The organism is Agrobacterium sp. 16-172Ci, from assembly GCF_053522725.1.
This window is the reverse complement of record NZ_JBNWBW010000004.1, coordinates 204,237-222,610: the sequence shown is the minus strand read 5'-3', so window position 1 is coordinate 222,610 and position 18,374 is coordinate 204,237. Positions and strand designations below refer to the sequence as shown.

18 protein-coding genes are annotated in these 18,374 nt (G+C 54.4%); 7 read left to right on the top strand and 11 right to left on the bottom strand.

Annotated features, from left to right (window positions below):
- From ACQZ40_RS07465 to ACQZ40_RS07450, 4 genes are all read right to left on the bottom strand, one after another.
- Window positions 1–408: DUF4365 domain-containing protein (locus ACQZ40_RS07465; RefSeq protein ID WP_448747677.1), on the bottom strand; the 408-nt coding region annotated here is incomplete at its 3' end.
- Window positions 409–730: 322 nt separating this feature from the next.
- Window positions 731–1,222, bottom strand: a complete 492-nt coding sequence (locus ACQZ40_RS07460) for a hypothetical protein (protein WP_065656396.1) — start codon at window positions 1,220–1,222, stop codon at window positions 731–733.
- A gap of 809 nt (window positions 1,223–2,031) precedes the next feature.
- Window positions 2,032–2,292 carry a hypothetical protein gene (locus tag ACQZ40_RS07455; RefSeq protein ID WP_448747676.1) on the bottom strand — a complete coding sequence of 87 codons (261 nt, stop codon included), beginning with the start codon at window positions 2,290–2,292 and terminating at the stop codon, window positions 2,032–2,034.
- Window positions 2,286–3,677, bottom strand: a complete 1,392-nt coding sequence (locus ACQZ40_RS07450; RefSeq protein WP_448747675.1) for a GTP-binding protein — start codon at window positions 3,675–3,677, stop codon at window positions 2,286–2,288. The genes ACQZ40_RS07455 and ACQZ40_RS07450 overlap by 7 nt, the downstream gene beginning before the upstream one ends.
- A gap of 514 nt (window positions 3,678–4,191) precedes the next feature.
- On the opposite strand from ACQZ40_RS07450, the gene ACQZ40_RS07445 reads away from it, so the two are divergent.
- Window positions 4,192–4,740 carry a GNAT family N-acetyltransferase gene (locus ACQZ40_RS07445; RefSeq protein WP_065656398.1) on the top strand — a complete coding sequence of 183 codons (549 nt, stop codon included), beginning with the start codon at window positions 4,192–4,194 and terminating at the stop codon, window positions 4,738–4,740.
- A gap of 789 nt (window positions 4,741–5,529) precedes the next feature.
- Here the strand turns inward: ACQZ40_RS07445 and ACQZ40_RS07440 are convergent.
- Window positions 5,530–6,189, bottom strand: a complete 660-nt coding sequence (locus ACQZ40_RS07440; RefSeq protein ID WP_081307945.1) for a DUF6892 domain-containing protein — start codon at window positions 6,187–6,189, stop codon at window positions 5,530–5,532.
- Between the two features lie 389 nt (window positions 6,190–6,578).
- On the opposite strand from ACQZ40_RS07440, the gene ACQZ40_RS07435 reads away from it, so the two are divergent.
- Window positions 6,579–7,313, top strand: coding sequence for a DUF930 domain-containing protein (locus ACQZ40_RS07435; RefSeq protein WP_233282683.1), 735 nt, complete (start codon window positions 6,579–6,581; stop codon window positions 7,311–7,313).
- Window positions 7,314–7,364: 51 nt separating this feature from the next.
- Here the strand turns inward: ACQZ40_RS07435 and ACQZ40_RS07430 are convergent, their stop codons facing one another.
- Window positions 7,365–8,351 carry an acyl-CoA desaturase gene (locus ACQZ40_RS07430; RefSeq protein WP_423753061.1) on the bottom strand — a complete coding sequence of 329 codons (987 nt, stop codon included), beginning with the start codon at window positions 8,349–8,351 and terminating at the stop codon, window positions 7,365–7,367.
- A gap of 130 nt (window positions 8,352–8,481) precedes the next feature.
- Between ACQZ40_RS07430 and ACQZ40_RS07425 the strand changes: the two genes are divergently transcribed.
- A complete protein-coding gene (locus ACQZ40_RS07425; protein WP_065656401.1) occupies window positions 8,482–8,856 on the top strand; it encodes a metalloregulator ArsR/SmtB family transcription factor in 375 nt (124 codons plus the stop codon).
- 141 nt (window positions 8,857–8,997) lie between these two features.
- On the opposite strand, the gene ACQZ40_RS07420 is transcribed toward ACQZ40_RS07425, so the two are convergent.
- The gene (locus ACQZ40_RS07420) at window positions 8,998–9,633 is read right to left on the bottom strand and encodes a hypothetical protein (RefSeq protein ID WP_174016235.1); all 636 of its coding nucleotides are present in this window, start codon (window positions 9,631–9,633) and stop codon (window positions 8,998–9,000) included.
- A 356-nt stretch (window positions 9,634–9,989) separates the two neighbouring features.
- Between ACQZ40_RS07420 and ACQZ40_RS07415 the strand changes: the two genes are divergently transcribed.
- Window positions 9,990–10,556: a peroxiredoxin gene (locus ACQZ40_RS07415; protein WP_448747678.1), complete on the top strand. Its 567-nt coding sequence runs from the start codon at window positions 9,990–9,992 to the stop codon at window positions 10,554–10,556.
- A gap of 384 nt (window positions 10,557–10,940) precedes the next feature.
- Here the strand turns inward: ACQZ40_RS07415 and ACQZ40_RS07410 are convergent, their stop codons facing one another.
- On the bottom strand, window positions 10,941–11,471 hold the full coding sequence (locus ACQZ40_RS07410; protein WP_448747674.1) for a hypothetical protein: 531 nt from the start codon (window positions 11,469–11,471) through the stop codon (window positions 10,941–10,943).
- 447 nt (window positions 11,472–11,918) lie between these two features.
- Between ACQZ40_RS07410 and ACQZ40_RS07405 the strand changes: the two genes are divergently transcribed.
- The 3 genes from ACQZ40_RS07405 to ACQZ40_RS07395 all read left to right on the top strand — a co-directional run bounded on the left by ACQZ40_RS07405 (window position 11,919) and on the right by ACQZ40_RS07395 (window position 15,452).
- On the top strand, window positions 11,919–12,839 hold the full coding sequence (locus ACQZ40_RS07405; RefSeq protein ID WP_448747673.1) for an SMI1/KNR4 family protein: 921 nt from the start codon (window positions 11,919–11,921) through the stop codon (window positions 12,837–12,839).
- A gap of 311 nt (window positions 12,840–13,150) precedes the next feature.
- On the top strand, window positions 13,151–13,675 hold the full coding sequence (locus ACQZ40_RS07400) for a hypothetical protein (RefSeq protein WP_065656406.1): 525 nt from the start codon (window positions 13,151–13,153) through the stop codon (window positions 13,673–13,675).
- A gap of 40 nt (window positions 13,676–13,715) precedes the next feature.
- The gene (locus tag ACQZ40_RS07395; RefSeq protein WP_065656407.1) at window positions 13,716–15,452 is read left to right on the top strand and encodes a COG3904 family protein; all 1,737 of its coding nucleotides are present in this window, start codon (window positions 13,716–13,718) and stop codon (window positions 15,450–15,452) included.
- A gap of 170 nt (window positions 15,453–15,622) precedes the next feature.
- Here ACQZ40_RS07395 and ACQZ40_RS07390 read toward each other — a convergent pair whose 3' ends face one another.
- Genes ACQZ40_RS07390 through ACQZ40_RS07380 form a run of 3 tightly spaced genes read right to left on the bottom strand, consistent with a single transcriptional unit; the run spans window position 15,623 to window position 18,312 of the window.
- Window positions 15,623–16,960 (bottom strand): LLM class flavin-dependent oxidoreductase, encoded by a 1,338-nt coding sequence (locus ACQZ40_RS07390; protein WP_448747672.1) that lies wholly within the window; start codon window positions 16,958–16,960, stop codon window positions 15,623–15,625.
- A gap of 9 nt (window positions 16,961–16,969) precedes the next feature.
- Complete coding sequence (locus ACQZ40_RS07385; protein ID WP_059755729.1) at window positions 16,970–17,692, bottom strand: ABC transporter ATP-binding protein; 723 nt, start codon at window positions 17,690–17,692, stop codon at window positions 16,970–16,972.
- Window positions 17,689–18,312, bottom strand: coding sequence for an ABC transporter permease (locus tag ACQZ40_RS07380; protein WP_448747671.1), 624 nt, complete (start codon window positions 18,310–18,312; stop codon window positions 17,689–17,691). The genes ACQZ40_RS07385 and ACQZ40_RS07380 overlap by 4 nt, the downstream gene beginning before the upstream one ends.
- Window positions 18,313–18,374: the final 62 nt, after the last annotated feature.

The window sequence follows — 18,374 nt, the reverse complement described above, 5'->3', positions numbered from 1 at the left end:
GCAACCCCGGCCAGCGCCGGGCAGGCCAAGCGCTGATCGCCTACAGGGGGTGAATATTGGACGCCGATAAGGGGTCAACATTCCGCGCCGATTGACAGCCTGTCGGTGCAGGACAATGATGATCGGCAGATTGCTGCCCCGCCAGTAAGCGAGGTCTTCGCTCTTCAAAAGATAGTGGAAGCCGTTGTCGTCCTCGCCGGCATACTTTCCTGCCGCCGTCGTTTTGACCTGGACCGCGATCATCTTAGCGAGCGGCCTGCCGTGATCCATAATTTCGACAATGGCATCGATGCCCGCCTCAAGCCTCGACCGTGGGTCGAACTGAAAGCCGATCTTTAGAAATTGCAGCTTCGCGGCCGTTTCACCGATCTCGCCGACAAGCTGATTCTGGGTAACGTTCTTTGCCATACCAGAATCATATGCAGACAAACCGTAGAATGCCAATGCTTGCAACCGAGTATACCGGTTATTTTTACTTCAATTGGCCTGACTATTGCGCCGACAACGTTTAGATTGCACGATTAGCGAACAGTTTGGAGTCGCCCTTGCTAGCCACAGAAACCACAGTCGCCGTGCATACGGACTCATATGACGCCCTCAAGGAACCGCATATCACAGGAAGTAAAAACCTGCGGAGTCGAGCTCAGGGATCGAACTTCATCGGCCCCGAATACACCGCGCTATTGGATCGAATTGTGCGTGCAGCTGAACAAACACAGAGCCATGGCAGTCAGTATCCTATCACCCTAAGTTCGTCCAAGGACCAGCTTCGGTAAGACCGATACTGGAAGCCGTAGTCCTGCGGTGCCCATACCCCATCGGAAGATATGAAGACAGCACCTGGCTCGAGGTGAGTTATGCCCTTCGCGGCGAACACCGTGTAGATGATCGTAAGGTCAATAATTGCCTGATCGAACTGAAGCCAAGCGTGATAGGCCTCCACGTGTTCTGGGGTCAAAGCCGGGGGAGGAAGGTCTTGTGCATGCCTCCTCGCGACGACTTCATCGAATTGCAAGACGCCATCCACAAACAGATTGCCAATTTCGAGAGTTAGGGAGTTAGCTCTGAACCGAGGCAATCGCTTTTTGATCAGCATTTCGACGCCAGAAGCGAGCTCCGCCGAAACAGCAAGACACTGCGTTGCGACCGGATTATTCTCGGCATACCGATCCAGCATGATCTGAATGTACGGAGCGAACTCCATAACTTCGTCTATGTTCATTCCAAGCACCAAATTCGCTGATGGTGGTGCAGTATCGCAGAAATCCTAACAAGCCGTTGGGATGTAGAACGAATCGGCGATCACCCTAAGGTCGTCATCGTCAGACTCAGAAAAGCTTGACTCCGCCATCACCGTGAATCACGTCTGGGCCGCGACAGGGTGCGTGACCACTTATCCTAAGCAGATATGTAGGCATTGCGAGGCTCGGGATGAGTTGTACTGGTTCCAACCTTCACGCTGACATTAAGTGGATTTACGGCCATCATCGAAACCGATGCTGCCAATGCTGTTGTCAACGCCAAGCTGCGACTTCCCCTGGTGGCATCGTTCGAGAATGCGTTTGGCTTTGTGAAGACCAAACGGTGCCGGTAGCGCACTCAGTCTTTGCGAGTCGATCATCTTCTCTAGCTGTAGGATAGCCCGTTCCAATGGGCTGACGGTAGCTGGTGTGGGTCGCGGGAAATATCGAGCATGACCCGAGTTGATTGACATCATGTCACCTCATCGGTTGTTATTATCGGCGGGTATAGCGGCAAAGATGACAAATACGCGGCATGGAACTCGGCGTTCCATCCTGTGGTAAATGAAAGCTTGCCGTCGTCTCGATTTGAAACCCTGTCTGGTAGTGGTGGCCTACGGGAACAAGTGCGTCGGCGAGGTCTTGTCCAAGGATTCTGAGGGTACAGAAACCGAGATCGAATATTTCGCTCGCCACGCTAGCGTTTGCAGAACAGTGCCAGTAACACGCCAAAGTAATGACTCCGGGTCTGCGTGAGAATGACTGTTGTGGCCGTAATCGGGTAATCTGTTTATCGTCGGGTCATTGTAAGAAATTCTACACGGTTGAACGGGTTTGCCGACGTGCGAGAGCGAAGGGGTGGCGGACTGTTCGAGGATGCGTGATGATCGAACGTGCTTTCCATGATGCCGACACCGCTGGTAAGCCCTGGAAGCTGGCGGCGGATACTCTGAACATGGATGGACGCAATCATGCCGTCCAGTCGGGCAACGCTGTTCTCGATCAATGTCTCCGATATCGATGCACCACACTTGGCGAGAAGTGTTACCATCCCCGGAAGTGTAGTTGACGGAATCTCCAGTTGGAAATGCTCGACGGGTTGGGGTCTCTGAAGATTGTTTCGAGCGCATTTGCCGAATTTGTTGGTCTTTCAACGTAGATGACAGTGCTCTCCTCGAAAGTCGCATCGACCCCAAATTCCGCAAGAAGGGTGGCCTGAACGATCTCCTTCTGCACCTCTCCGTAAAGTGACAGATACATCTCGCTTGCATCCTCCATGCTACGCAGGTTGATGAGCGGGTCCTGTTCCGAAAGCTGCTGCAAGGCAAGCCACAATGCCCGGTTTTCCGACGGCCGCCGTGCCACAACACGTGTTTCAATTGTTGGCGGCGCAAACTGGTACATAAAAGCGCGTCCCGTGTCCGGTCCGATCAAGTCGCCGATCCGCGCTCCCGCGAGACCTCCGACCTTCACGATCTGTCCGGCTCTGGCGTGATCACATCTGCGCAATCCCGGTTCGCGGAACACCTGGAGGCTCGTTATCTTGGCCGACCCGGTTGGCAATTCGATAGTGCCGCGAGCGCTTACAGTTCCGGCTTCGAGGTTAATGTAGGCGAGTTTTTCGCCACCCCAGCCGCGTTCAATCTTGAAGACGCTACCCCGTACAGGGAGCAACGGGTCGGGAAGGCGACTGGGCAACAGAGTTTCTATCGCATCAATGAGATCGGGAACCCCGCTTCCGGTCATAGCAATCCCACCGTAAGCCGGGTGTACAAGACCCTTGGATACCTGTTTCGCAATGGCCTTTTGCAGCCTCTGCGTGCCCAATCGCTCGGGAGCGACGATATAGTCGTCAAGTAGAGTTGCATCGTCCAAAGCAAGTGTTTCACACAACCGGGAAAGGTGGGGTTCCCGCTCCATGTCGACCGCTTCTACTACGGCACGACGGCTACCGATATTGGTGACGCTCGACATGGCAAGTGGCCGGGCGGCCAACTGCCGGGCGATATCGGCTAACACGTCCTCGTACCGCGCTCCGACCCGGTCAATCTTGTTCACAAAAAACAGGAAAGGAATTTCCAGTCGCTGAAGCGCACGAACAAGAACTCGCGTCTGGGCCTGTATGCCTTCAACGGCCGAGACGACGACAATCGCGGCATCCAGCAATCGCAGCACCCGTTCCACCTCGGCAATGAAATCAGGATGGCCGGGCGTGTCGATCAGGTTGACGGCAAGGTCACCAATCCGAAACGCCGCGACAGCGGCAGCGATAGTGATACCGCGCTGCCGTTCCAGTTCCAGACTGTCCGTCTGGGTATTTCCGCCATCAACGGTTCCCAGCTTATCAATGGCACCGGTATCAAAGAGGAGTCGTTCAGTGAGGCTGGTCTTGCCTGCATCTACATGGGCCAGAATGCCCAGATTCAAAGTGCGCATGTCCAATCATCTTCTCAAAATTTCTGATCTGAGTTTTTTGAGAAGGGACTCGGCGCATTGGGACCTCCACGTGAACATTTATCGCAGCCGCCTTTGAAGTTCAGGCAGGCAAGAGATGTTAGTGACAGCAGACGAGGATCGTCAAGGGCGGATTGACGCTAGAATTTGGGGCGACATCGCCCGTCTACCGGATTGCGGCGTAGGCTAAGCGGCCCTTGGCACCGTTATTGTGCAGAGGTTTATATGGCGCTCAACGGCATATTGTGGGCTAGTCGTATTTCACCGTTCTTGATCCATATTGGCTGCCCAACGCACTCCAAATCACCATCAGCCCATCACCGTCATTACATGTGATGATAGGCTACGCCCTTGAAGTGCGGGCATGTGCGAGGCGACGGGTTGATTGGCACGTTTGGGTGGCTCACGCCGCTACCAAGTGCGGTCATTGATCTCACGTATGTAGGCCATGTAGTCTATGCAGATAAAGTACGGACACAGTAGAGCGATTTTTTTAATGGCGGACAAATACAGACTTCCCGAAGAGTTTTTCACCTGCCGGTTTCTCGTTAGACGCATCGTGCCCACCGACGCCCAAGCTATTTTCGAAGGGTGGAACACTGACCCCGAGGTGACAAAATACTTGACGTGGAAACCCCACTCCGAGTTCAGCCAGACACAGCGGGCGATCGAAGGAAATTATACTGCATGGAATGACGGGACATCATTTCCGGCTGTCATCTGCCTTCGCGAACGGCCACACGAACTAATCGGGCGTATTGATGCACGTCCGGCTGGTCACAAGGTTTCTTACGGGTGGCTTGTCCGAAGAAACTGGTGGGGCCGAGGTGTTGCAAGCGAGGTCGTGCAATTCGTTGTAGAACACGCACTTTCGCATCCTCGCATCTTTCGCACCGAAGCATCTTGTGACGTCCTGAACACGGCTTCAGCAAGAGTGATGGAAAAAGCCGGAATGACAAAGGAGGCCGTGCTTCAACGGTACCTCTTTCACCCGAACATTTCGGATACGCCGCGAGACGCCTTCCTGTATTCCAAGGTACGTTAACTGCAGTGAAATTACGGGGCCTCCAACGTCCGCATAGTCCCGCTATTTTAAGACCTATCTTGAATTCAACCGACAATGTACACATCCCCCAAAGAGGCAATGCGTGTCTATCGGACGCGGGGAACTACCGGATTTTCCAGAAAGCGACGTCGGAAAGCTCCTGCAACGATCACCCCCATGCCGAATCCGCATATCACTTTCGCTAGCAAAAGATCAGGCAACGAATAGGATACTAGCCAATAACAAGTCCCAAATGCCAAGAACGATGTCGCAATAAGGCTAAGCTGGCCGCCAGTGGCTGGCCGACGAAAAGCCACGAAATGAAAGCCAGCGACGCCCCCCACCAAGCATGGCACAAATTGACCGAGAGTTGTCGTCGGCTTCGCTGCAAGCGTATCCAACAGGCAAAAGATGAACGCCAACAATCCGGTGCCGAGTAACTGCAAAACGACGGCCCCGACAAGACGTGTTCCGCAGGAATATTTGGGTTTCGAATAGCGAAAATATGTGACCAAGACGTCCTCCTCTGAAGTCGTCGCCTTCGATATGCTGCGACCGCTTCAAATTCGTACGACCTCAACCGAAGTTGAGGTCAAGGGGGAGTCAGTGGCGTGCGAATTATTCGTCAATCGATTTCTGGTTCATTGATGACCGCCAAGACCCAAAAGTCATCATCGTGCTCAGCACCAATAGAAGGCATCAACCCAAATCTTTCGTGAAGGTCGCTTTCGATGTCCTTATGGTCCGCTTGGCTGCGTCAATTTCCGAAAAGCGTGCCCGGGATCACAGTTATTGGTATGCGGGGCGGTTCTCATCGTAACTGGACACCCAATGGACCCAGACGGAGACTCCCCTAGCCTTCAACACTTCCATCACCTGTCGATTGGGATGCCCCGGAGTCGTGACCTCTTCGTAAAGCTGGTCGTCGAGGATACGGACGCTTCGTAGACTGGGCATGTCGAGCAGAGCCGGGATGTTGCTCAATGCAACCCCTGCACTGATGGTCTCGACCTTGAATGGCGGCAGGAGGTCGCGAAGGTCCACAGTCCCGATCATCGACGTTAGATCGAGGCCTTTGATGTTCGGGCAGTGCTCGATCCCGGCGAGGTTTTTGATGTCAAAGATATCGTTCTCTCCATCCCAGAAAAACCAGACGTATCGGTAGACGGAGTTGCCTCCGTCCAGAACAAGCTCATCGATCTGGTTCAGGAGTTCGGGCGTGAGTGGGTAGCGATCCAGATAGGCTCGAACCGCAGGAATGGGCTGGTAACCTTCTTTTTCAAGATCGACGTGCCGTCCAAGAACATGCTCGGCGAGCTGTTGTGGAGTCCCGAGATCGATCAGCCGCTTGTCGATCAAGCTGGAGAGGATCGCGAGCTTGAGGTTAGGATCGTCAAACGGTGCGCCCGGCGTATCTCCAGACGTTGGGTAGCGTGATGCACTCGCCATTCGCGGCCATCCAAGGGTTGCCAGGACACCTCCCGCGGCCACAAGATCACGTCGTTTCAGCATGAGTGCGCTCGTATCTCCATGACGTTGAGTCATTTTACCACGCTGAACTGATGTACAGTAGCAGTTCTAACCGAAAGTAGCCTACCCTGGCGATACGGACGGTGGCCATGCCTCATTCCATCTGTTCGTGAAGATTCGGTCCAATGCTGCCATCATTAACCGGCGATTGCCATTTGAACGCGACAATGTCGAAAATCGTTTTCTGCTTCGTGCCGTATTGCAGACGTTGCACAGGTCAGAAAACCCACTATCATCAGGAATAGTTGAGTGATTTGAGTGTCGCGACAGGTGCGACCTGTAGCTTTCAGTAGGACGCTTGAAACGCCATGGCTCTGGGCAACACACGGCGTACCTCGATTGCCAGTACGACGCCCCCAGAACGCCAAGTGCCTCCCAAGGTCATCTTCATTTCAGCGTTGGCTCACGCCATCTTCGTTATCGCTGCATTGCTCTTACCTTCTGCTCCTGAAGGAGCGGCTCCATCAGAGGACAGCATAGCGGTCGAAATCATTCCGCAACTCGAAACGCCAAAAGTTTCGCAACCAGTGTTCCCACAGGTCGCTGTGCCAAAAGCCGGAAAGGTAGAAGAGGCGCGAGAGTTCAAGGAAGCAAGCGCAGGACAATCAGGTGTAAATCCATCAAAACCAACGGACAATCCGTCTCAGCCTGTAAAGCCTACGCGCATGTTATCTGAAGTAATTCTGGCTGATCGTCGTAGTAGCCAGGCTAAGGAAGCTCTTTCACAACTCGCTCCCGCCGAACAGATCGAACAACTTTGTAATCTCGAAGCGATGGCCCAAGTTGCTGAATTCAACAAGGAGCTAAAGCCTGACCGCGTTGTCGCCTACGCAATGGCCGATACGAAGCTTGAACGAAATTCGTTCTTGGCTGAAGGAGCGGCTGTGCATAGCGGGAAAAGCTGGAGTCGCCTTCGATTTAAATGCGACCTTATGCCAGACCACAAAAAAGTGAGTGCATTCGAATTTATCGTCGGCGAACCTATACCAAGAGAACAGTGGGCCGATCACAACCTGCCAGACGAAGAGGAGTCATTTGACTAGGTCAAAACAGGCGTCTTCTCGAGCCCAACAGCAGACGGAAACGCCGAGAGTTCAAGTCCGCCCCGCCGAAATCGGGCATCCTTTGCATGTCCGCAAACAGGTTCGAGGAACGTAAGCCTCCGCCCCCGCCACGCGCCGCAGCCCGTCGCGAGGCTGCGTATTCTCTGGCAACTTCACCTCTTTAGCTAGTCCCAGCGCCATGAGAACCTGGATGAGGGTCCAGCCAAGGTCGATCTGGCCTCTTTCCAGGCCCAGGCGTGCGGATTGCGGGAACGCGTGGTGGTTGCCATGGAAGGCCTCGCCAAAGGTGACCAACCCGAAGGCGGGCAGGTTGTAGCCTTGAACCGCAACATCATCGACGCTCCAGCCCTGGTGGCCGCGGCGATGAGCGAAATGACCGATCAGCCAATGCCCCGTCAGCGAGACCGAGACGCGCACCGCGATCCCCCATACCAACCAACTCCAGCCACCGACGAAGAAGAACAACGCTGCCCATGGCAACTGCTGCGCCATCCACGTCCTTTCGAGGAACTGGTAGAATCGGTCTTCACGCACAGCCTTCTCGATGACAAATGTGGGCGGCTGGCGCAGTTTCACCGCGCAATGCATCTGCCACCAGGCGTCCGCAAGGAACCAGCGGCGATGGGCATGAAGCGGATGGCATTCGTGCTGGCGCTGTGCCCAATCTCGGATGTCATGGGCATGGATCATGCCGAAGGGCCCGGCCATGCCAACCAGCGTGCCCAGATAAACGAGGATGTATTCGACTGCCTTGCTGGTCTGAAACGAACGATGAATGAGCAGGCGGTGCATGCCAACCGAATGACCGGCGCAAATAGTGATCGCCGTTGTTACCACGAACAGTGCCAAGGCGTCCCAGCCGAAAGTAGCCGGGCCAAAAACCAATGTAATCAGCGTCAGCGAACAGGTCCAGATCGATTTCGATGGCACCCAGACCACGTTGCCATCGGTCGCACTGCTTGTTGGGCCGGAAATCATACGCTCGGTTGAAACAGTCCGTGTCACTATAGAAGGCATCATTAACTCCCACTTCGCATTGCTCTCGCCTTGCAAAATCGCGGATGAATCTATATTTAGCTCATGAGCTAAATACCTATTGCTTTAATTTAGGCATTTAGGCAATAGCCAAAATATTTTGAGGTTTGGTATGACGAATGAGAAGTCGAACGAGGAAATGGAAAAGGCGTTGAGTTCTGATAGTTCTTTCCAGCGCGTCTTCGAGGCACTGGCTTCGGCACCGCGCCGACGTATTCTTGCCTATCTGGCACATACCTCATTGACGGCGGGCGAGATTGCGGCACGTTTCGACATGTCGAAACCGTCGATTTCCCAGCATCTCAGCGTGCTTGAGAATGCTGGGCTGATTGCCAAGAAACGGCAAGGGCAGTTCATCCACTACTCAATCATTCCCAACAATCTGGCCAACACGCTGAACAGTTTTGTGCAAGATGTCTGTCCGATCGCCCGTCCACTCAAAAAGGAAAGCCGCCAGATTGCCGATTCAAAGACGGCTTCGCGGTAGCGAGTGAATAGCGCTCGTAGATACTTACCCTCAATGACCTTCACCAGATGTAATTTGGACGTTTATCAATGCGTTTACCGGAGAAACAGTTACGCTTTGCGCCGATCGCCCTCGAAACGCTCAGCGCGCTTGGCGCGGCGGTTACTTGACCGCACCATCGAGATAGAGGTCTTCACCTCGTTGCAGCGGCGTGAAAGTGAAGTCGTCTTTTCTCAAAAAGCGGTCGAACCAGCCCAAAAGATCGTCTGCGGTCGCCGAGTTGCGATAGCCGACCAGCTTGACGGTCAGAGGAGCACTGAAGGCTATGTCAAAGGCGGTGTCGAACTGGGTTGTACCAGAAAGCTGAACAGAAAACGTGCCGCCACCATCGTGACGGATGGAGATTTCCGCGCGAGAGAAGAACTCGTCGCTGTAAATGGTGATGAGGCCGGGGGCTTCCCACCAATCTTCCCTGGTCAAAGCGTTTGGAGTTCCTTCGCCCTGGAAATCTATCAAGATTTCTTCAAGGCTACGAAAATCACGGTTCTTAAAGCGCTTCAACGGAATTTTGAGCCACTGTGTATCCAGACCCGGATTCAACCACTGAGAGACGTCATCCTCGGGATCATTGTTGGGATCGAAGAAAAATTTCGGAGATTTCACTTCTAAATCCAGTACGACGTAGTCCTCCAGCTCCTGACCAGGCCAAGAGCCACTTGAGGCTCGCAAGGTGATGCGTGGCTCTTCGACTGAAAGGTCGAGAGGATGTTTCTGATAAACCAGTCTGAAATGTCTCATGCAGTTCTCCGGTACGAAAACTCTTCGCGGATTTCGCAAGATAGCGGTTGATGGTATATTTTGTCATGGCACATCTTTCAGGAACAGACCGCTCGTAACTGTTGCTTCTCCCCGAAGCGGTGGGCGGCTAGGCAGAGCCGGGCAGTCCGGTTCGCTTCAGAACGGCTGCTTCTTCCATAGCCAATCTGAAATCGACATGCCGCTTTCCACCTTTATTTCAAGCGCGGACATAGTCCTGCAATGACCGCTTCGGTCAATTTTTGTCATGCCAAAGAGCGCCAATAGGAGATATTGCAGCGGCGTGAAATTCGTTTAGCTTTTCTCGCATTGACGACCGAGAGGACATTGGTGTGGCTATGGGAAACAACTTTGTGGCATCATTGATCCCACATGACGATGGCGCAGCGAAGCATTTGCCAGGGATGGAAATGCCGGATGTTACATTGGCAGCAACCGACGGCACGACTGTCGACCTTAGAGGGCCAGGTCTGTCCGTCGTATATGCCTACCCACGCACCAGCCCGCCGGGTGGCAATGCGATTGACGGATGGGATGCCATACCCGGGGCTAGAGGCTGCACACCTCAATCTTGCGCTTTTCGCGACCATTTCGCGGAGCTGAAGGGATTAGGGGCCAGCCATCTTTTTGGCCTTTCGACGCAGACGAGCGAGTATCAAAAAGAGGCTGCAGAACGGCTTCACTTGCCGTTTCCATTGCTTTCCGATCATTCACTTTCTCTTGCGAAGGCCCTTAGCCTGCCGACGTTTGAAGCGGGTGGTTTCACCTTGCTCAAAAGGCTGACGATGATCATCGAAGATGGCAGGATCAGGCATGTCTTTTACCCTGTAGACCCGCCTGATAAAAACGCCGATGCAGTGATCGCCTGGTTGAAAACAAACTATCATCCGAAAGCACATGGATGAGTGTTTTGGCCAATTGTGGCGTCACTCCTCGTAGCGGAATACAGTATCCAGGCTATGCAAATGAATAGGTGCCTTCGTATGCCGGCAATCTATCTTTTGCGCCACGGCGAAACCGTTTGGGGGCTTACTACTCCCTAACTGAATATCATGCGCAAATATCGCTCGGAGTGAGATCGCCGGGACAGCCTCGAGCCAGTGGGAGACATGGGTCTACCTGTCAGTTATGGCCATGTTTCCACCCCTTGTCAGCTCTTCGAAGCAACAAACGATCGCGCTGAAAGCGGACCTTGCAGATTGCCACCGCCTTAGGACCATATCTGACGCAGGTTTCGCTGAGACTGTCCCAAAACTTTGTGGAATGGTCTCTCCAAAGAGTTTGGGGTCCTAGAATTTCTGCTTCAGGGACAGCCTACTGGCCCAGTCGTGCCAGTAGGCTGCGACGGTTGAAGTTTGCTTCACGATATGATCAGCGGCCGGCGGGGCCGGCCACAAGTCCAATTGATAGCTATCTAACGGGATGTCATTGATATTGGTGTTCAGTTCATTGGCCGCCTGCATCGCCCGGCCTTGGTACCGCGCCCGATAGGACCCGGCTGGCACGGCCATGCCCACCCCTTCATCGGCTGCCCATTCCAACAAGGTAATTCCCCCTTTGGGTGCTTGAAATGAGACTTCCACAATCTCTTCCCAACTGTCATCGATGCCGGGGTCTGCATCGAACAGGTTTATCGTGATGCCGACAATGCCTGTGTGCAGGCCGGTCATCAGAAACAATATTGCTGGCTTTTGTGCCCCGCACAGGCCATTGCGCTGGCCAACAAAACAATCGTCCATGGCCCCGTCAAATGAGCCATCCAGTTCGATATAGGCCTGTCCGTATTGGACCTCGACATTTCCTGCAAACAGTTCGGTCACGATATTTGTCCGTTTCCTCTGGCTATTTTTGAGCTTCACTCCACTTGGCTGGAGGGTACTCCTTGATTTCAACTGTACCGCCGGTGAACGCGATCATAACCCGAGCGCAAACTAAAGGCAGTGTTTCCGACCTCGGAATTCTTGTGGCATTTGCTACACAATTCCGTACGAATGTGCACATGTGAGGAAATGGGTGTCGCGCGCGCCGAGGGGGAAGTTACGCGGCGAGAAGCCGAAGCTTTTCGATCGCCAACAAAAGGAACTGCACCACATGTACGACACCGGCGACGACTTGATCAGCGCTCTTACCGAGGTGTTTTCGATCTCGCAGCCGACAGTGTATCGGATGTCAGGACGTGAATTGGCGAGGCAGGCATGATTACCAGGCGCGCTACGCTTACGTACTTTGCAGGGGCGTCTCTTGCCACGCTTTGGAAGGAAGAAGCCATGACGGCAGAGTGGACAGCGGAGAGCTTCGAGGCTCACATCAGAGCTTTTTTTGATGACATCGAGGCTAAAGCGAATGCCGCAAGCTCGACATCCCAAATTGGTCCGTTGCGAGATCAACTGAATCGGGAATGGCTTGGTGCCAAGCCCGGGGCCTTTCTGCCACCTGACATGTTCGATCAGCTCAGAGCGCGGCTCGGAGTGGTCGAGGACGTTCTGACCGACCGCTTTGTCGCACTGAGGGATGCCGGTGGCACCACTCAGGCAGATGAGCGTATCATCATCCAGCGCGATGGCCCGGTGACGGCGACATTCTTTTACGCACGGCACTATTCGAACAAGGATCAGCCATGGGATGCCACTGTAGCCCAACAGACCATCCAATTGACAGAGGAACGACTTGGAATTGAATTTCCACGGGGCCTGCGCGATCTCTACACTCTCCAAAATGGAGGACATACCGACTTCTATCTGTCCAGCACCGAGAAAACGCCACCCTATGAATTTGGTGGTTCATCGCATGCGGATATCGATGATGCCTATGACGTCTGGTTCTCGGCGCTTCCGGGCATGGACATCATGCCCCTTCAGAGCCTGCAAACTCTCGGCAGTTTCTCCGATACGATAGATTTCGGTGAAGTGGATGACACTTGGCGCAGCTATATTCCCGGCATAGACCGTCTCATACCAATCAGCAGTTATGGCTCGGACATTTGGCTCTGCCTCGACTACCGCGAGGGCCGTACAGCCCCCAAGGTCGTACTTTTCGACGACACCAAAGGTGAGCGTTCTGGCAAAAACATGTTTGCTTATGAAGCTCCTGACTTCGCAAGTTTCTTCGCAGGGCTCAGACGCCACGCGATTACGATCGAAAATGGCCTGAGAATGCGTGGTTTACGCGCGCTTGCAGAAGGCGGGTAAGGATATCCCTTCGAGATTTGTGTGTGTGTCGGGAAATACTCTGTAAAGCCCCCTGGAGGCTAAATGACCGCTACGCGATAGTGCCATATGGCACTGATAAGCGGGGCCAACTAGCGATCAATGCATCACCCACTTCGGGCAGGATGACTTCTTTCGCAGCAGGCCGATGATCCGTTTTGCGGACACCTCCCACCTAATCCGATGACCATTAATGGGATGTACGGTTGCTCCTCTACCAATTGCCATCGATATTCATTGAACGGTAGAGCTTCGGTCATACTGCAAATGTTGCCTTGGGGACTTTTTGAAAAATGGAAAATGTCGTTCACGATTCCAGAGCTGAAATCGCGCTCAAGCTCTTGCTCGATGATCTTCGTGACGGTGCAGCAAACGCGCGGGCCTTTGGACCCGTCTCAGCACTTACGCTCCATGGACGGCGATTTCCTCCCGCAGGCGATGATCCCGCGTGGCTCAAGCGCGGCCCCAAGAGGCATTGTTTCGCAAACGCGGCAAAACTAGCCAGCGAGCGCGATGATGTCTTCTATACCGAAGGCTACGCGTTCAACGGCGAAATTCCGATCCCGATGCAGCACGCTTGGCTTGTCGACAAGAATGGCTGCCCAATCGACCCAACATGGGAGCAGAGCCCAGACCACATCTATTTCGGCATCGTATTCCGCAAGGCCTTCATCATTGAGATGATGAACATTAATCGTTGCGAGGATGGCCTGCTCGTCTACCCGAACGTGCTTCACCGGCATTTCGGCTCGGCTGAATTACTGGAGGCAGTCATCGAACCCAGTATGGCAGCTTTCCATATTGCGCGTGGTGATTGACACGATAGCATGCACCTGAGGACGGACGGGGGCAGAGGTCGTGTTTCAGCGTATTATATTGGTAGTGACCACGGTGTCTTTGGCTTGGGTCGGAGCCGCATATGCCGATATCACCTTTGAGCGTGTTCCAATCGACGGCTCTTCGCCTGTTCTCCTGCTGAAGGGTGAGTTCACGACATCGGACAATCCTGACCAACTTGCGCGTGAAGTCGCCGCAAGCGGTGCCAAACTGATCACCTTCAACAGCAACGGCGGCAATGTTGCAACGGCGATGGCGTATGGGAGGGTGATACGGTCGCTCGGACTATCCACGCTTCAGCTTCGTTCTGCCGAATGTGCTTCTGCCTGCGCACTCGCTTTCGTGGGAGGTGTAAACCGACAGGCGGAGCCCGGCGCGATCGGAGTGCACCAGTCTTCTTTCTCCCCAGAATCCAGTCTCGAAGGGCACATCGCAGTCGCGGCCGTTCAGGCGCTAACCGCCCAGATCATGACGTACCTCGTCGAAATGGATGTCGATCCCAAACTGCTTCAACTGAGCCTGTCGGTTCCCAGTGACGATATGCGGTATCTTACGGCTAGCGAGATGCAGAACTATAAAGTCACCTGGGGCAACTTAGCCGATCTGACCAAATCTGCTTCAGCGTCCAAGGTCGCTCCAAAAGCTGTTACTGAGGCCCCACTCGCCACCGAGGCTCCTCCACCAACAACTGAGGAAAAAGCATCATCCTTCGTCACGGCATACTATGACGCCTGGTCTCGTAGGAATGTGGAGGCGCTCGCCTTTATGGAAAATGCGTATGCCGACACGGTCGATTTCTATGGGAAAACGACGCCGAAGGCTGCCGTGATTGACGAAAAACGCAACTTTGCGAATAGATGGCCCGTCCGTGCCTACAGCGTGAATGCAGGTTCGATGAAGGTAATATGCACGGAAACCTGCAAGGTTGACGGAATCGTTGACTGGTACACAAAACGCGATGTCGGGAACCGGATTTCATCCGGCTCCGCCGAATTTTCTCTGGTTTGGGACCAGAGGGCTGATGTGATCCTTTCCGAAACGAGCAAGGTTATCCAGACGGACAAGGACGTCTCTCAACCTGTACGTTTGATAGCCCAGTGGGCGGACCAGAATGCTGCCTGCCGCGGCGGCAGCGGTGACTTGCCGGAAACAAATGTGGCCTGTGAACGACGCGAAGCCATCAGCGACAAGCTGCAAGCTGTAGGATGGTGTTATGGCCGTGAGGGGGAATATGGCTATCAGATGCGCTGGCACGCCTGTGAAGCGACATCCTACAAACAGGAAAGCGCGGTAGGGATTGCGTTGAGCCCGACGTTCAAGCGACCGGACCCGTCCAGTTTTCCCGTTCGAGGTCGGTTTTCGGGCAAGACCGTTATGCCGGATTTCAAAGCACGTGATCGCGAATTCAACAGTTTCAGAACTCGTATTCGTAACGGTATGCGCGAAGGACCAAATTTCGCCGGCCGTTACACCCTTATCCAGATTGGGTGTGGCACGGGGTGCTCGTTCGTTATCGTCGCGAACAATCAAACGGGTCGCCCGGGCTCATTCCCCCGTGGCGGGGAAGAGCACATGTATCTGAATTTGGACTTTCGCCGCGACAGCCGACTGGTTGCCGCCCAATGGCTAAACTACGAAACTCAAACTTGCGTCATTGAATTCTTCGATTTCGACGGAGACATCTGGAAACCGATCACCAAGACCGTAATCGGCAACGACGACGCGTGTTATCGGACAATCGCCGAAAACCTCCGTTGAGCGAGATGCGGTCTCCATCAGTCAGAGCTTTTCTTCACCCCGGCATAGGCTCGGTCTGCTGCGGCTTTTGGCAATCGCTATTCGGCTCCTGATGTTTGATATGACAAGGCGGCCATTTTCGAACCCGCCTGGGAGGCAAGGCTCGAAGGCTCCTTGATTATCAATTTAGGTTACGCAGACTTCGCTAGCGGGCGAGGAACGGCAACATCGCCCAGCCCAAAATGCGACCGTAGCGTGCTTCCCTCATAGTCTTCACGGAACAATCCGCGCTTCTGTAAGATCGGAACGACTTCTTCTGCGAACAGTTCAAGCTGGCTGTTTATGGTGGGCGGCATCACGTTGAAGCCATCAGCGGCCCCGGTTTTAAACCAATCCTCGATAATGTCGGCCACCTCTTCTGGAGTGCCGGTCGCAACGAAATGTCCCCGCGCGCCTGCCAGTTTGCGAAGCAATTGCCTCAGCGTCAGGTTTTCCTTGAGTGTCATATCGACATAACCGATTACGCGGCTTTTCGAGGCTTCCACAGTATTGGGATCGGGGAAGTCGTCCCTCGTCAGCGGTTGATCTAGCGGGATGCCACTAAAGTCATGGCCGCCAAACCGTGCCGAAAGACGTGTCAATCCAACCTCGGTGCTGGTTAGCGCGTCGAGTTCCTCCCAAACCAACTCTGCCTCTGCCTTTGTAGACCCAATCGCTGCGCTGATCCCTGGCAAGATGACAATGTCATCCGCGCTACGCCCATAGCCGACGGCGCGTTTTTTGACGTCCGCATAGAAGTCTTTCGCCGACTCCTTGGTCATGTGTGCAGTGAAAATCGCCTCCGCCCAGCGTGCCGCAAATCCGCGACCCGCATCCGACTGCCCTGCCTGGATGTAAACGGGCCGCGACTGCGGGCTTTCGGGGACATTCAGCGGCCCCTTCGTACGATAGTGTTCGCCAATGTAATTCGCTGGCACGATACGATCGCGATCAAGATATTTGCCGCTTTCACGGTCATCAATAACGGCGTCGGCTGGGAAGCTCTTCCAGAGAGCGTCGACGGCTTCCACGAACTCTTCAGCAAGCTTGTAACGATCACCATGATCGACGTTCTGTTGGAGACCGTAATTCGCTCCAGCCTCGGGAGCCCATGAAGTGACGATGTTCCACCCGGCGCGGCCGTTAGAAAGATGATCCAGCGTGGCGAACTGGCGGGCAAGCGTGTAGGGGAGACTGTAGGTCGTCGATGCTGTGCCAATCAAGCCGATCTTGCTTGTATGTGCCGCCAGGAGCGAAAGTAGGACGATCGGCTCAAGCGAGCCGGAAGACGCCAAGCCACTACTGTTGCCGGCGGCAAGAGTGTCGGCAAGGAAGACCGCATCAAACTTTGCCTTCTCGGCAATCGTGGCCGCCTCTACGTAGAGGGAGAGATCGGTCAGAGCCTTGTGGTTGGATTTCGGATGTCGCCAAGCGCCTTCGTGGTGGCCGCGGGACATAAGGAAGAGGTTGAGATGCAGATGACGCGACATGATGGCCTTTCAAATGCTGTCGGTTTCGACGCCGAGGCTTTTAAGCAGTCTCGTTCGGAGCGGGGTTATTTCGATCTGGTGATCCCGGCGGGGATGTGGAACGGAAACGGCATGATCTTCAGCGATCTGTCCGTCTTTGAGGACCAGAATTCGGTCAGCCAGAAGCAGTGCCTCATCAACGTCATGCGTCACCAGGATGATCGTGGGCCTCTTGCGTTCTACAAGGCGCATCAATAGCGCCTGCATTTTCAGTCTCGTCAGCGCATCCAGTGCGCCAAACGGTTCGTCAGCCAATAACAAGTCCGGTGTTCGCAAGAGTGACCTTGCCAATGAAGCGCGTTGTTTCTGTCCCCCGGATAGCGTGGAGGGCCATACATCGGCTTTCTCCGCAAGGCCGACTTCCTGGAGCATTGCCTTTGCTGAAGAAGCGGCGTCCGGTCGCCGTAGGCCGAGCGTCAGATTGTCAAGGACACTTTTCCACGGAAGCAGGCGAGAATCCTGAAACAGAACCGAAATGCTTTCCGGCGTGCTGAAATGCCCCTTGGTTTCCGCATCATCGTCCAGCCCGGCGAGCGCCCGCAGCAGGGTCGTCTTGCCTGACCCTGATTCACCCAGAAGAGCGACGAACTGGCCCGCCGGAATGTCCAACGAAATCCGATCCAGAACAATCTTACCCTTGAAGCTGCGCGAAAGATCGCGAAGCGCCACAGCATTGGTGACGTGCACGTTCATGACCCCAACGCCCTTCTGTAGGAAAGCGCACGGGCCTCGACGATTCTCACTACCGCGTCAGACAGGAGGCCGAGCACGGCGTAGATGATGATTCCAACGACGATGATTTCCGTCTGGCCCCAGTCACGGGCCCTGTTCATCAGGTAGCCGATGCCTGTCTGGGTGTTAACCAGTTCTAGGACAACAAGAGCAGTCCAACAGAGAGCAACTGCAAGCCGGAGAGATACGAAGAACCCCGGCAACGCTCCGGGTAGAGCGACGTGCCGGATGAATTCACTACGCGTCAGGCCCAGCGTACGTGCGAGTTCGACATGGCCGATGTCGATACCACGTAGGGCGGCGTGGGTGTTTATATAAACGGGAACGAGCACGGCCGTGAAAATCAGGAACACCTTCATCGCTTCGCCGATGCCTAGCCAGATGATGACCAGAGGGATCAAAGCGAGTGTCGGTACCGCCCGCTTGATCTGAACAAGGCTATCTATGAGCGCCTCCCCAGTGCGAGTCAGCCCTGATAGCAGGGCAAGGACCACACCTGTGACGACGCCCAGAAAAAGACCTGAGTAAGCCCGTGCCGCAGAGGCTGCAAGATGGGGTAGAAGACTGCCGTCGACCAGCATTTCATATCCGGTCTTAATTGCCGTCGATGGTGCAGCAAGAGTACTTGGCGACAGAAAGCCTA

Excerpts from the sequence above, each read along its gene's own strand:
- ACQZ40_RS07400 (WP_065656406.1), top strand. The coding sequence starts at position 13,151 with ATGGAAAATGTCGTTCACGATTCCAGAGCTGAAATCGCGCTCAAGCTC.
- ACQZ40_RS07435 (WP_233282683.1), top strand. The coding sequence starts at position 6,579 with ATGGCTCTGGGCAACACACGGCGTACCTCGATTGCCAGTACGACGCCC.
- ACQZ40_RS07450 (WP_448747675.1), bottom strand. The coding sequence starts at position 3,677 with ATGCGCACTTTGAATCTGGGCATTCTGGCCCATGTAGATGCAGGCAAG.
- ACQZ40_RS07430 (WP_423753061.1), bottom strand. The coding sequence starts at position 8,351 with ATGCCTTCTATAGTGACACGGACTGTTTCAACCGAGCGTATGATTTCC.
- ACQZ40_RS07390 (WP_448747672.1), bottom strand. The coding sequence starts at position 16,960 with ATGTCGCGTCATCTGCATCTCAACCTCTTCCTTATGTCCCGCGGCCAC.
- ACQZ40_RS07440 (WP_081307945.1), bottom strand. The coding sequence starts at position 6,189 with ATGGCGAGTGCATCACGCTACCCAACGTCTGGAGATACGCCGGGCGCA.
- ACQZ40_RS07425 (WP_065656401.1), top strand. The coding sequence starts at position 8,482 with ATGACGAATGAGAAGTCGAACGAGGAAATGGAAAAGGCGTTGAGTTCT.
- ACQZ40_RS07445 (WP_065656398.1), top strand. The coding sequence starts at position 4,192 with ATGGCGGACAAATACAGACTTCCCGAAGAGTTTTTCACCTGCCGGTTT.
- ACQZ40_RS07460 (WP_065656396.1), bottom strand. The coding sequence starts at position 1,222 with ATGAACATAGACGAAGTTATGGAGTTCGCTCCGTACATTCAGATCATG.
- ACQZ40_RS07405 (WP_448747673.1), top strand. The coding sequence starts at position 11,919 with ATGACGGCAGAGTGGACAGCGGAGAGCTTCGAGGCTCACATCAGAGCT.
- ACQZ40_RS07385 (WP_059755729.1), bottom strand. The coding sequence starts at position 17,692 with ATGAACGTGCACGTCACCAATGCTGTGGCGCTTCGCGATCTTTCGCGC.
- ACQZ40_RS07455 (WP_448747676.1), bottom strand. The coding sequence starts at position 2,292 with ATGGTAACACTTCTCGCCAAGTGTGGTGCATCGATATCGGAGACATTG.
- ACQZ40_RS07415 (WP_448747678.1), top strand. The coding sequence starts at position 9,990 with ATGGGAAACAACTTTGTGGCATCATTGATCCCACATGACGATGGCGCA.
- ACQZ40_RS07380 (WP_448747671.1), bottom strand. The coding sequence starts at position 18,312 with ATGCTGGTCGACGGCAGTCTTCTACCCCATCTTGCAGCCTCTGCGGCA.
- ACQZ40_RS07420 (WP_174016235.1), bottom strand. The coding sequence starts at position 9,633 with ATGAGACATTTCAGACTGGTTTATCAGAAACATCCTCTCGACCTTTCA.